The organism is Azospirillum sp. Sh1, assembly GCF_008365135.1.
Classification (GTDB): domain Bacteria; phylum Pseudomonadota; class Alphaproteobacteria; order Azospirillales; family Azospirillaceae; genus Azospirillum; species Azospirillum oryzae.
Map to the genome: position 1 here is coordinate 201,346 of NZ_VTTK01000007.1, position 13,484 is coordinate 214,829.

The 13,484-nt window shown below is 69.5% G+C and carries 8 protein-coding genes; 7 read left to right on the top strand and 1 reads right to left on the bottom strand.

What is annotated here, in order from left to right; all coding sequences use genetic code 11:
* Positions 1–10: 10 nt before the first annotated feature.
* On the top strand, positions 11–3,535 hold the full coding sequence (gene addA / locus FZ029_RS10030; protein WP_149269108.1) for a double-strand break repair helicase AddA: 3,525 nt from the start codon (positions 11–13) through the stop codon (positions 3,533–3,535).
* A gap of 149 nt (positions 3,536–3,684) precedes the next feature.
* Positions 3,685–4,008 (top strand): thioredoxin TrxA, encoded by a 324-nt coding sequence (trxA, locus tag FZ029_RS10035; protein ID WP_149269109.1) that lies wholly within the window; start codon positions 3,685–3,687, stop codon positions 4,006–4,008.
* A gap of 233 nt (positions 4,009–4,241) precedes the next feature.
* Here the strand turns inward: trxA and FZ029_RS10040 are convergent, their stop codons facing one another.
* A complete protein-coding gene (locus FZ029_RS10040; RefSeq protein ID WP_149269110.1) occupies positions 4,242–5,087 on the bottom strand; it encodes a hypothetical protein in 846 nt (281 codons plus the stop codon).
* A 107-nt stretch (positions 5,088–5,194) separates the two neighbouring features.
* Here FZ029_RS10040 and FZ029_RS10045 point away from each other — a divergent pair, with 107 nt between their 5' ends.
* From FZ029_RS10045 to gyrB, 5 genes are all read left to right on the top strand, one after another.
* On the top strand, positions 5,195–6,070 hold the full coding sequence (locus FZ029_RS10045; RefSeq protein WP_149269111.1) for an SDR family oxidoreductase: 876 nt from the start codon (positions 5,195–5,197) through the stop codon (positions 6,068–6,070).
* A 232-nt stretch (positions 6,071–6,302) separates the two neighbouring features.
* Complete coding sequence (locus tag FZ029_RS10050; RefSeq protein WP_247892240.1) at positions 6,303–7,955, top strand: hypothetical protein; 1,653 nt, start codon at positions 6,303–6,305, stop codon at positions 7,953–7,955.
* Positions 7,956–8,113: 158 nt separating this feature from the next.
* Entirely contained in the window at positions 8,114–9,244 is a 1,131-nt protein-coding gene (gene dnaN, locus FZ029_RS10055) for a DNA polymerase III subunit beta (protein WP_149269113.1), read from the top strand.
* A 64-nt stretch (positions 9,245–9,308) separates the two neighbouring features.
* Positions 9,309–10,493, top strand: coding sequence for a DNA replication/repair protein RecF (gene recF / locus FZ029_RS10060; RefSeq protein ID WP_149269114.1), 1,185 nt, complete (start codon positions 9,309–9,311; stop codon positions 10,491–10,493).
* Between the two features lie 90 nt (positions 10,494–10,583).
* Positions 10,584–13,073: a DNA topoisomerase (ATP-hydrolyzing) subunit B gene (gyrB, locus tag FZ029_RS10065; protein ID WP_149269115.1), complete on the top strand. Its 2,490-nt coding sequence runs from the start codon at positions 10,584–10,586 to the stop codon at positions 13,071–13,073.
* The last annotated feature ends 411 nt before the right edge of the window (positions 13,074–13,484 follow it).

The window sequence follows — 13,484 nt, forward strand, 5'->3', positions numbered from 1 at the left end:
AGCCCCGTTCATGACCATGACCGACCTGTCCCCCCGTACTCTGCCACTCGATCCCAATGTGGCGCAGCGGCGGGCGTCCGATCCGACGGCGTCGGTGTGGGTCGGCGCGTCCGCCGGGTCGGGGAAGACCAAGGTGCTGACCGACCGGGTGCTGCGGCTGATGCTGTCCGGCACGCCGCCGGCGCGCATCCTCTGCCTGACCTTCACCAAGGCCGCCGCGGCCGAGATGGCGATCCGCATCAACCGGACGCTCGGCCTGTGGGCCACCCTGCCCGACGAGGCGCTGGAGGACCGGCTGGCCGATCTGTGCGGCGAGCGCCCGTCGATGGAGGCGCGGCTGAACGCGCGGCGGCTGTTCGCCCAGGTGGTGGACTGCCCCGGCGGCATGAAGATCCAGACCATCCACGCCTTCTGCCAGTCGCTGCTGCGCCGCTTCCCGCTGGAAGCCGAGCTGGCGCCGCATTTCGACGTGATGGACGACCGCACCGCCGACGGGCTGCTGACCGAAGCGCGCGACGCCGTGCTGCATGCCGGCCGGACCGAGCCCGACAGCCCGCTCGGCCGCGCCATGAACCGGTTGACCGGCGACCTGAACGCGGAGGATTTCGCCGGACTGCTGGCCGAACTGGCCAGCCAGCGCGGGCAGGTGGAACGGCTGCTGAAGGACTTCCATGGGCTGGACGGGCTGATCGACGCCATCCACGACCGGCTGGGGGTGCCGGCGGGCGTGACCGAGGAATCGATCCTGACCCACGCCTGCCACGACGACCATTGCGACCCGCCGGCCCTGCGCGAAGCCTGCCGGGCGCTGTCGGCCGGCAGCGCCGGCGACCAGGAGCGCGGCATCGCCATCCAGCATTGGCTGGACGCCGCCGACCGCCGGGTGCGGGCCTTCGAGGCCTACAAGCGCCTGTTCCTGACGGCGGAGGGAAGCCCGCGCAAAACGCTGATGACCAAGAAGCCGGCCACCGCCTACCCGCAGGCCCTCTTGTCCCTGCAGAAGGAGGCGGAGCGGCTGGTCGAGATATCGGAGCGGGTGAAGGCCGCCGGGGTCGCGGCATCGACCACCGCGCTGCTGACGCTGGCGCAGGCGATGCTGGACGCCTACCGCGACCGCAAGGCGGCGCGCGCCCTGCTGGATTACGACGACCTGATCCTGGCGGCCAACCGGCTGCTGAGCGGCGGCGACGGCAAGGCGCCGCGGGTGCCGTGGGTGCTGTACAAGCTGGACGGCGGCCTGGACCATATCCTGATCGACGAGGCGCAGGACACCAACCCCGACCAGTGGGCCATCGTCGCCGCCCTGGCCGGCGAGTTCTTCGCCGAACTGGAGGCCGCCGCCCCGGACGGCAAGATCCGCACCGTCTTCGCGGTGGGCGACGAGAAGCAGTCGATCTTCAGCTTCCAGCGCGCCGATCCCGCCGAATTCGCCCGCATGCGCCGCCATTTCCAGGACAAGGCGGAGTCGGCGGAGCGGCTGTGGGCCGGGGTGGACCTCGACATCTCCTTCCGCTCGACCTCCGCGGTGCTGGAGACGGTGGATGCCGTCTTCGCCATCGACCGCGCCCGCGACGGCGTGGCGTCCGACGCCAGCCCGGTCATCCGCCACCGCGCCTTCCGCCGCGGGCAGGCCGGTCTGGTCGAACTGTGGCCGCCGGTGAAGCCGGCGGAGGTGACGGAGGCGCCGGCCTGGGCGCCGCCGGTGGCGCGCGAGTCGGCCGACTCGCCATCGGCCCGCCTCGCCTCGGTCATCGCAGCGACGGTGCATCGCTGGATCGACAGCGGAGAGACGCTGGAGGCCAAGGGCCGGCCGGTGCAGCCGGGCGACGTCATGGTGCTGGTCCGCCGCCGCACCGCCTTCGTCACCGAACTGGTCCGCGCGCTGAAGGACCGCGGCGTGCCGGTGGCCGGTGTCGACCGCATGGTGCTGACCGAACAGCTGGCGGTCATGGATCTGGTGGCGCTGGCCGATTTCCTGCTGCTGCCCGACGATGACCTGACGCTCGCCACCGTGCTGAAGGGGCCGCTGATCGGGCTGACCGAGGAGGAACTGTTCCGCGTCGCCCATGGCCGGCGCGGCACGCTGTGGCGCTCTCTGGTGGCGCTGGCGGAGACGGAGCCGGACTTCCGCCCGGCCCGGCGCTATCTCGGTGACCTGCTGGCGCGCACCGACTTCTCCGCCCCTTACGAACTGTTCGCGGGGCTACTGAACCGGCCCTGCCCGGCCGACGGCCGGTCGGGGCGGCGGGCGATCCTGAAGCGGCTCGGCCCCGACGCGCAGGACCCGCTGGAGGAGTTCCTGGCAGTCTGCCTCGCCTTCGAGAAGACGGAGCCGCCGTCCCTGCAGAATTTCCTGGCCTGGCTGGCGGCCAGCGACGCCGAGATCAAGCGCGAGCTGGAACAGGGCGGCGGCACCGTGCGGATCATGACCGTCCACGGTTCCAAGGGGTTGCAGGCGCCCATCGTCTTCCTGCCCGACACGCTGGGCAGCCCGACCCAGAGCCCGCCGATCCTGTGGCCGGACGAGAACTGCCCGGTGCCGCTGTTCGCCGCCCGCCGCAGCCAGGAGGACGGGCTGTGCGCCGAGGCGCGGGCACGGGCCAACCGGCGGCGCGACCAGGAATACCGCCGGCTGCTCTATGTCGCGCTGACGCGGGCGGAGGACCGGCTCTACATCTGCGGCCATCAGGGCAAGCGCGAACCGTCCGACGACTGCTGGTATCGGCTGGTCGAGGAGGCGATGCGCGAGAACGGCGTACCGCACAGCTTCGACTTCACCGATCTCTGCCCGCATGGCTGGGCGGGAGAGGGCTGGCGGCTGATCGGCCCCCAGACCGCCGTGGTGCCGCGCCATGTCGAGACGGAGGAGAGTGCATCGGCCGAGCCGCCGCCGCCCTGGATCGCCGAACCGGCCCCGGGCGAGCCGGAACCGTCGCGCCCGCTGACCCCGTCGCGCCCCGATGGCGAGGAGCCGGCGGTGCGCTCTCCGCTTGGCAACGACGACGGCCAGCGTTTCCGCCGCGGCCTGCTGGTGCACCGGCTGTTGCAGACGCTGCCCAATCTGGCCGAGGAGGCGCGGGAGGCCGCCTGCCGCCGTTTCCTGGCCCGGCCGGCGCACAAGCTGACGCCGGAGCAGCAGGACGCCATCGCGCGGGAGACGCTGGCGGTGCTGAGCCATGCGGAGTTCGCGCATCTGTTCGGCCCGGACTCGCGGGCGGAGGTGCCCCTGGTCGGCGTGGTGGCGCTGGGCGACGGCAGCCGGGCGCTGGCCGGCCGCATCGACCGGCTGGCGCTGACCGGCGATACGGTGTGGATCGTCGACTACAAGACCAACCGGCCGCCGCCACGGGATCTGGAAGACGTGCCAATGGTTTACCGGCGCCAGATGGCGGCATACCGCGAGGCCTTGCGGGCGGTCTATCCAGGGCGCCGGGTGCGTTGCGTGCTGCTGTGGACCGACGGTCCCTACACCATGGAGTTGCCGCCATCGGTGCTGGACGCGGCGGCGGCGGGACTGGCCCCGCGGGCGGGGTGAGGGAGGGCCGGCGGGTCACCCGAAAGATGGGGTGACTTGACCGGCCGGGCGCCTCCGCCCTACATTTTGCTCAATTCCACTGACGGGGCGATGCCCGCCGGCCTTTCACAACCGGTCCGCGGCGCTTCCGACTCAAAGCACGAGGTCACATGAGCACCACCATCAAGGTTACCGACGACAGCTTCGAGCAGGACGTCCTGAAGGCCAACGGCCCGGTCCTGGTCGATTTCTGGGCGGAATGGTGCGGCCCCTGCAAGATGATCGCCCCGGCGCTCGACGAGCTGGCCGGCGAATATGACGGCAAGGTCACCGTCGCCAAGCTGAACATCGACGAGAACCCGGACACCCCGACCAAGTACGGCGTGCGCGGCATCCCGACGCTGATGCTGTTCAAGGGCGGCAGCGTCGCCGCCACCAAGATCGGCGCCCTGCCCAAGGGTGCGCTGTTCCAGTGGGTCGACTCGGCGCTGTAAGCGGTCTGAGTTACAGGTAAGGAAAAGCCCCGCCCGCGGTCGCCGCGGCGGGGCTTTTTCGTTGGGGGGTAGGGCTCCGAACCTGGGCCCCCTCCCTTCCCACGCTTGACAGCGTGGGCCCCTTCCCTCCCCCGCCTTCAGCGGTAGAGGGAGTTGAGCGCGGAGCGGCGGCAGTCCCCTCTCCCGCGTTAGCGGGGGAGGGTTAGGGTGGGGGCATCGTCAGCCGATACTCCCTACTGCGCCTTCTTCTCCTTCGCCTTGTCCTTACCCGCAGCCCCCGCGACCTCCGCCGTCCGGGCGAGGTTGTCGGCGGCGGCGCGGCCCCATTCGCTGTCAGGGGAGACGTGGCGGGCCAGCGACCAGTCGTCGCGGGCCGCCGGCAGGTTGCCGCCCAGCGCCTTGACGTTGCCGCGCAGCAGGATCGCCTCCGGATCGCCGGGTTTCAGTTCCAGCGCATGGTCGATGTCGGCCAGCGCCTGCCGGTAGTTGGACAGCGCCTTCTGGGCGGTGGCGCGGTAGAGATAAGCGTCCGCCCGGCGGGGATCGCGGGCCAGCGCCGCGTCGAGGTCGGCGATGGCGTCCCAGAAGCGTTCACCCTCGGCGCGGGCGAAGGCGCGGTCGATCAGCAGGTCGACGTCGCCCGGCGTCTTGTCGAGCGCCGCGCTGTAGAGCCGTTCCGCCCGCCCCTGGTCGCCGGCGCGCAGCCACGCCCAGCCGGCCCGGCCGAGCAGCGAGGCGGCGGCCCTGGGGTCGTCCTTGCCCAGCGTCGGCACCAGCGCCTCCATCTGGGTTCCGGCCGCCTTGAACTCGCCGGCATGGAACTGCGCCAGCGCGTAGCAGAGCTTGGCGAAGTCGCCGCCGCCCTGCTCCTGCCAGCGCATGGCGTCGGCCTTGGCGCCGTCGGGGTTGGCCTCCGCCTTGGCGGCGCAGGCCTGGAGTTCGCGGTTGCGGTCGAGGCCGGAGGACGGCCCAGAGGACGGCCCGGCGGAGGCCGCCTGCGCTGCCCGCGAGGGAGCCGGCAGGACGGCGAGAAGCCCCAGCGCGAGGGCGGCGGAAAGGTAAAGATTGCGTCGGGTCATGGTGCCTTTACACTCCGCCATCGCCGGGCAGGGTGCAAGCCCCCCACACCAATCCGGTGGCCGAGCCCGGCGTTACACCGTTTACCGCCCCAACCGGAACGCCCGCGATGACCGATCCCCGCCTGTTCGTCTTCGGCCCCGGCTACACCGCCCGCGTCTTCGCCGACCGGCTGCGCGCCGAGGGATGGCGCATCGCCGCCACCTGCCGCAGCGAGGAAAAGAAGGCGGCGCTGGAATCCCAGGGCATCGAGGCCTTCCTGTTCGACCGCGGCCGGCCGCTGGCCGATGCCAAGGCGGCGCTGGCCGGCACCACCCATCTGCTGGTCAGCATCCCGCCCGACGGCAAGGGCGACCCGGTGCTGGACCAGCATGCCCGCGATCTGGCCGACCTGCGCACGCTGGACTGGGCCGGCTACCTGTCCACCACCGGCGTCTATGGCGACACCGGCGGCGAATGGGTCAGCGAGGCGTCCTGGCTGAAGCCGACCGGCGAGCGGCAGAAGCGGCGGGTGGAGGCGGAGCGCGGCTGGCTGAACCTCTACCGCCAGTTCGGCGTGCCTATGCATCTGTTCCGGCTGGCCGGAATCTATGGCCCCGGCCGCAGCGCCATCGATTCGGTGCGTGACGGCATCGCCAAGCGGGTGGACAAGCCGGGTCAGGTCTTCTGCCGTATCCATGTCGACGACATCGCCAACACGCTGCGCGCGTCGATGGCGCGGCCGACGCTGGGCGCCATCTACAACGTCGCCGACGACCTGCCCAGCCCCTCGCACGAGGTGGTGGAATATGCCTGCCACCTGCTGGGAGTGGAGCCGCCGCCGCTGGTGCCCTTCGATCAGGCGGAGATGTCGCCGATGGCCGCCAGCTTCTACGCCGACTGCCGCCGGGTGAAGAATGACCGCATCAAGCGCCAGCTTGGCGTCACCCTGACCTATCCCGACTACCGCGCCGGGTTGGAGGCACAGCTGGCGGCAGGGCTGTAGCCGAAGACTCGGGCAAAAAGTAAACCTAAGATTACAAAGCAATTGTTGGTCATATTCCGATAATCATAAAACCCGGCCGAAGACACGCATGGAAATAGCAAAGGTTATTTAATAATCTCCCGGGATCATGAGCGTCCAGGCGACGACGATCCTGCGAGGTGTTGGGCGCATGAGCAGCACGCCGACGGTCACAACCTCCCTCCCCTCCGCCGGTCTTCCTGCGGGCAGGGACATGATGGATGCAACCGCTTTCCGCCGTCAGATGGACGAGGTCGTCGCCCGCATCCCGATGCACGCCATCCGGTCGGTGCTGGACGCGGTGGAAGGGGCGCCCAGCCCGAACGGCGAGCGGGCGCGGCATCTGCGCGACGCGCTGGTCGACCATTTCAACCGGCTGCGGCCGATGAAGGCGCGGCGGCTGTTCACCAGCCTGTTCGAACCCTTCCTGGTCGACGACCCGATCCTCTACCGCTCGCCCGAGTCGGTGCCGGCGCTGATCCAGCGGGTGGATATGGGCGGCATCTGGGCGGCGCTGACCCGTTATGCCTTTCCGGGCCTTGCGGCGGAGGTGCAGAGCCGGCTGGACGCGATGGCGCGCGAGGCGATGCTGGACGCCGTGCTGGCCTGCCCCGACGCCATGGTGATGCGCGAGCTGATGCGCCGGGAGGCGCTGGACTTCCTCTACAGCATGGCCGGCGACCGCAAGCTGACCGACCGTTTCCTGGCGCTGGCGAACGAGGAGGCGCACCACGACGCCCGGCTGCGCACCCAGTATCTCGGCCGCAAGGCGCCGGTTGACGGCGACCTGCTTGGCTTCGTCCGCGCCCTGCTGGAGCACAACGAGGTGCTGGTGCCGCTGACCGAGCGGATGCGCCGCGATATTGAAGAGATGCAGGGCGCCGGCGATCCCCGGTCCGCCGAGGTCGATTGCCAGTCGGCGCTGATGGTCGGCTTCGTCCGCCGGGTGCGCGATCTCGGCCTGCCCTTCCGCGACCAGTCGCAGGTGCTGGCCTGGTTCGCCCCGCTCTATGGGCTGAACGTCAAGCGGCGCTACGACGTCTTCCTGCGCCATGTGCGCGAACATGGTGGCCCGGCCGTGCGCGAGTCGCACCCGCTGCTGCGCGCCCTGCTCTGCCATTTCAACGCCGCCTGCATCACCATCCGCGAGGTGGTGGACGGCATGTTCGGCGATATGGAGATTCAGGATGGCGGGGTCCTGTCCGCCCCCGCCCCGACCCGCGCCCTGCTGCACGAAGCGGTGGAGCGTTTCGACCGGGCGCTGACGGCGCTGTCCGGCACCGGCTTCCTCGCCAGCCGCTCCACCGGCCCGGCGCTGCGGGCGGAGCTGGCGGCGGTCAGCCGCGAATTGACCGGCACGGTGATGCCGGCGCTGGCCGCCCGGCTGCAGGCGGCGATGAACGCCCGCCACGCCCCGGTGCCCGACCATGAGGACATCGTCTGGCTGCTGGAGCTGGTCTGGCGCTGGGGCCGCTATCTCGGCAATGCCGGCTACGCCAACCCGGAGCTGAAGTCGCTGCGCCTCTATGCGGTGGAGACCGGCCGCCTCGCCTTCATCCAGGCGATGAAGGCCGAACCGCAGGAGAAGCCGGCCCATCGCATGGCGCACATGCTGCGCATCCGCCGGCTGATGGCGGCGATGGGCGAAACGGTGGACGGCTGGATCAGCCCGGTCAGCCAGGGCCTGCACCGGGTCGTCTTCCGCTATCTGGAGGATGTCGGGGAGATCGCCGACGACGAATGGGCGGTGATCGACGCCTTCGTCGCCAGCGTCCGCAGCGAACTGAGCCGGTCGCGCAACTGGCAGAGCGCGGATTTCGTCGACATTCTGCGGCTGCATGAGGGCAGGCGGCGGGGGGAGGGCTGACTCCCTCTCGGCCGAAGGCCTTGGCCGCAACAATTTGGTTCGACGCAACCATCGATGTGGTATGATGCGCGCCCGCTCGGGGCGGGACGGCCGGACAACGGCCCGCAACCCCGGTGGGCCCGCCAAAAAGTTCTCCCTCCGGCCGAGACGACGCCAGCATGAACATCACCATCGAACGCGCCGCCCTTCTCCGTTCCCTGGGTCACGTGCAGAGTGTGGTCGAGCGGCGGAACACCATTCCGATCCTGTCCAACGTCCTGCTGCGCGCGGGCGACGGCGAACTGTCGCTGGCCGCCACCGACATGGATTTGGAGATCGTGGAGACCGTCCCGGCGACGGTCGGGCGCCCCGGCGGCACCACCGCCCCCGCCCACACCCTGTTCGACATCGTCCGCAAGCTGCCCGACGGCAGCCAGGTGGAGCTGGACATCGGCGGCGACGGCACCATCCTGACGCTGCGCGCCGGCCGGTCGCAGTTCAAGCTGTCCTGCCTGCCGGTGGAGGATTTCCCGCAGCTGTCCAGCGGCGAGCTGAAGCACAATTTCTCGGTCGCCGCCGCCGACCTGCGCGGGCTGATCGACCGCACCCGCTTCGCGATCTCCACCGAGGAGACGCGCTATTACCTGAACGGCATCTACCTGCACGCCGCCAAGAGCAAGATGGGCAGCCTGGAGTCGCCGGTGCTGCGCGCGGTCGCCACCGACGGCCACCGGCTGGCGCGGGTCGAGATGCCGCTGCCGGACGGGGCCGAGGGCATTCCCGGCGTCATCATTCCGCGCAAGACCGTCACCGAAATCCGCAAACTGGTGGACGAGGCCGCCGACCGCATCGAGCTGTCGCTGTCCGACAACAAGATCCGCTTCGGCTTCGACAGCGTCGTCGTTACCTCCAAGCTGATCGACGGCACCTTCCCCGACTATGAGCGGGTGATCCCGGTCGGCAACGACAAGGTGATGGAGGTGGACGCCAAGCTGTTCGCCGCCGCCGTCGACCGCGTCGCCACCATCTCCACCGAAAAGAGCCGGGCGGTGAAGCTGTCGCTCGTCCGCGGCGCCCTGACCCTGTCGGCCACCAGCCCGGAATCGGGCAGCGCCACCGAGGAGCTGGAGGTCAATTACGCCGAGTCCCCGCTGGAAATCGGCTTCAACTCTCGCTATCTGCTGGACATCACGCAGCAGATCGAGGGCGAGGGCGCCCAGTTCACGCTGGCCGACGCCGCGTCGCCGACCATCATCCGCGACGTTGCCGACTCCACCGCGCTCTATGTCCTGATGCCGATGCGTGTGTGATGGGGCTGCGGGGATCGTCCCCGCCCCAGGCGGAACGGACCAGTTGCAGCACACGGCAGTTTCGATGAGCGGCGGGCCCCCGGTGTCCGCCCCCACTCAGGCTTTGGCCCCGGCTCTTGCGGTGCGGCGGATGACGCTGACGCGCTTCCGCGGCTATGACTCCGCGCGGCTGGAACCCGACCGCCGGCCCGTCGCCCTGATCGGCCCGAACGGGGCCGGCAAGACCAATCTGCTGGAAGCGGTCAGCTTCCTCGCCCCCGGCCGCGGCATCCGCGGCGCCCGGCTGGCCGAGGTGGAGCGGCTGGGCTCGCCCCCCGGCGCCGGCTGGGCGGTGGCGGCGATGCTCGACACCCCGATGGGTCCGGTGGAGATCGGCACCGGCCGCGAACCCCATGACGGCAATCGCACCTCCGACCGCGACCGCCGGCTGGTCCGCATCGACGGCCATCCGGCCAAGGGCCAGACCGCGCTCGCCGACCATGTCGCCATGGTCTGGCTGACCCCGCAGATGGACCGCCTGTTCCTTGAAGGGTCGAGCGGACGGCGGCGCTTCCTCGACCGGCTGGTCTTCGGCTTCGATCCCGCCCATGCCGGGCGGCTGTCCCGTTATGAACATGCGCTGCGCGAACGCGCCCGGCTGCTGCGCGACGGCCGCTTCGACGAGGGCTGGCTCGGCGCGCTGGAGGACCAGATGGCGACCACCGGCATCGCCGTCGCCGCGGCGCGGCGCGAGGTGGTGCAGCGGCTGCGCGCCGCCTGCGCCCGCTCGGTCGGTCCCTTCCCCGGCGCCGACCTCGCCGTCGCCGGCACGGTGGAACGCTGGCTGGACGAAGGTCCGGCGCTGGCGGCGGAGGATGCGCTGCGCGACAGCTTGCGCATGGGCCGCCGCGCCGATGCCGATGGCGGCGGCGCCACGGTGGGACCGCACAAGAGCGACCTCGCCGTCCGCCATGCGCCCAAGGACATGCCGGCGGCACTCTGTTCCACCGGCGAGCAGAAGGCCCTGCTGATCGCCATCGTGCTGGCCAACGCCCGGCTGCTGGCGGCCGAACGCGGGGCGGCCCCCATCCTTCTGCTGGACGAGGTGGCCGCCCATCTCGACCCCGACCGGCGCGCCGCGCTGTTCGGCGAAATCCTGGCATTGGGCGCCCAGGCCTGGATGACCGGCACCGACGAAGGGGTTTTCGACCCGCTTGGAGAGGACGCCCGCCGGTTCCGCATCGAAGACGCCCACATCCGCCCCGGATAGGGGTGGAAATTCGGGCCAAGACCCAAAAAAAAGCCGTGTTCACGCACGCTAAACCGCCGAATCCACAACCGAATCTGTTATAGTCGACGCATGGCACAGGAAGCACTGAAGAACGACCTCCCGCAGTCGGAGCCCCAACAGGCGGACTATGGGGCGGAGTCGATCACCGTTCTGCGCGGGCTCGATGCCGTGCGCAAACGCCCCGGCATGTACATCGGCGACACCGACGACGGGTCCGGCCTGCACCACATGGTGTACGAGGTGGTCGACAACGCCATCGACGAGGCGTTGGCCGGCTATTGCGACAAGGTCGAGGTTCTGCTGAACGCCGACGGATCGGTCACGGTGCGCGACAACGGACGCGGCATCCCGACCGACATCCATTCGGAGGAAGGCGTCTCGGCGGCCGAGGTCGTGATGACCCAGCTCCATGCCGGCGGCAAGTTCAACCAGAACAGCTACAAGGTCTCCGGCGGCCTGCACGGCGTCGGCGTGTCGGTGGTGAACGCGCTGTCCGAAACGCTGGACCTCCGCATCTGGCGCGGCGGCCGCACCTGGACCATGCGCTTCCGCCACGGCGTCGCCGAGGCGCCGCTGGCCGATGTCGGCGAGGCGCCGATGGTGCCGGAGAAGGGCAAGCAGCTGTCGGGCACCGAAGTCACCTTCATGCCCTCGGCCGAGACCTTCACCAACATCGAATTCGATTACGCCACGCTGGAACACCGGCTGCGCGAACTGGCCTTCCTCAACTCCGGCGTCCGTCTGGTTCTGACCGACGCGCGCGGGGTGGAGCCGAAGGTGCAGGACCTGCATTACGAAGGCGGCCTGGAAGCCTTCGTCAACTGGCTCGACCGTTCCAAGACGCCGCTGCACAAGCCGGCGATCACCCTGAAGAACGAGCGCCCGACCGAGCATGGCGGCGTGGTGACGGTGGAATGCGCGCTGCAGTGGAACGACAGCTACCACGAGACGACGCTCTGCTTCACCAACAACATCCCGCAGAAGGACGGCGGCACCCACCTCGCCGGCTTCCGCGCGGCGCTGACCCGTGCCATCAACAACTATGCCAACGAATCCGGCATCGCCAAGAAGGAGAAGGTCAACCTGTCGGGCGACGACGCCCGTGAAGGCCTGACCTGCGTCCTGTCGGTGAAGGTGCCCGATCCGAAATTCTCCAGCCAGACCAAGGACAAGCTGGTCTCGTCGGAAGTCCGTCCCGTCGTCGAGGCGGTGGTGGGCGAGGCCCTGGCCCAGTATTTCGAAGAGCATCCGGCCGACGCCCGCCGCGTCGTCCAGAAGGTGGTGGAGGCCGCCGCCGCCCGCGAGGCCGCCCGCAAGGCGCGCGAGCTGACCCGGCGCAAGGGCGCGCTCGACATGGCCTCGCTGCCCGGCAAGCTGGCCGACTGCCAGGAACGCGACCCGGCGTCGTCGGAGCTGTTCATCGTCGAGGGCGACTCGGCCGGCGGCTCGGCCAAGCAGGGCCGCTCGCGCCAGTTCCAGGCCATCCTGCCGCTCCGCGGCAAGATCCTGAACGTGGAACGGGCGCGCTTCGACAAGATGCTGGGCTCGGCGGAGATCGGCACGCTGATCGCGGCGCTCGGCACCGGTATCGGCCGCGACGAGTTTAACGCCGACAAGACGCGCTACCACAAGATCATCATCATGACCGACGCGGACGTGGACGGCAGCCACATCCGCACCCTGCTGCTGACCTTCTTCTTCCGGCAGATGCCCGACCTGATCGAGCGCGGCTATCTCTACATCGCCCAGCCGCCGCTCTACCGCATCAAGCGCGGCAACGCCAAGGAACGCTACCTGAAGGACGACCGGGCGCTCGAAGAGTATCTGGTCGAGGCCGCGTTGAGCGACCTGTCGGTCCAGCTGTCCGACGGCACCCTGCTGATCGGCGACCAACTGTCCGGTCTGGTCGATCAGGCCCGCACCGCGCGTCCGGCGATCGACACGCTGTCGCGCAAGGTCGGCAACGCCATGGTGGTGGAACAGGCGGCAGTCGCCGGCGCCCTGTCTGGCGCCCTGGCCGACGACAAGGCGGCGGCCGAGGCCGCGGCCAAGGCGGTGGCGGAACGGATGAACACGATGGACGCCGACGGCGGCTGGCGCGGCGAGACCCTGGCCCAGGGCGGCTATGCCGTGATCCGCGCCCGGCGCGGCGTCACCCACCGCCACCTGTTCGACGCCGACCTGCTGAAGAGCGGCGAGGCCCGCCGTCTCGACGGGCTGGCCGCCGACCTGAAGCGTGTGTTCGGCACCGCCGGCAAGGCCTTCGAAAAGCAGAAGGAAACCCGCGCCCTGACCGGGCCCGTCGCCCTGTTCGACACGGTGATGGAGCTGGGCCGCCGCGGCGTCACCATCCAGCGCTACAAGGGCCTGGGCGAGATGAACCCGGACCAGCTGTGGGAAACCACGCTGGACCCGACCAAGCGCTCGCTGCTGCAGGTCCGCGTCAGCCACGCCGATCAGGCGGAGGAGGTCTTCTCCACCCTGATGGGCGACATCGTCGAGCCGCGCCGCGAGTTCATCCAGGAAAACGCGCTGAAGGTGTCTAACCTGGACGTGTGATTGGTGTGTGTAGGATTGCGCATAACCTGAGAAAATGGCGCATAAAGTGAGGCGGGTCGAAAGACCCGCCTATTTTTTCGCGTAAAAGGCGATTTGCGCACGCCTTAATTCCTAGGCCTTCATTCCTTTAAAAATTCGGCTTCCGTTGCGACAACGGGGCGCGACGCCCCACTCCTATGTCAGGAAAGTATCCCGCCACGCTCTTGCGGCTCTCACCGTCCTCGATTTGAGTGGGGACGGGGCGCAGGCGTCGAAGCCCTCCCACGTCGCAAGAAGGAATGCCGATGATCCGGCATTTTTCCTTTCCTCCGTCCCCAGTTCCGACAAGTCATTTTTCTGTCCATAGTGTTTCCGGAAGCACTTCCGCATTCGTCCTCAAATATCTCTCACGGTGACCACCGACGGCGCGAA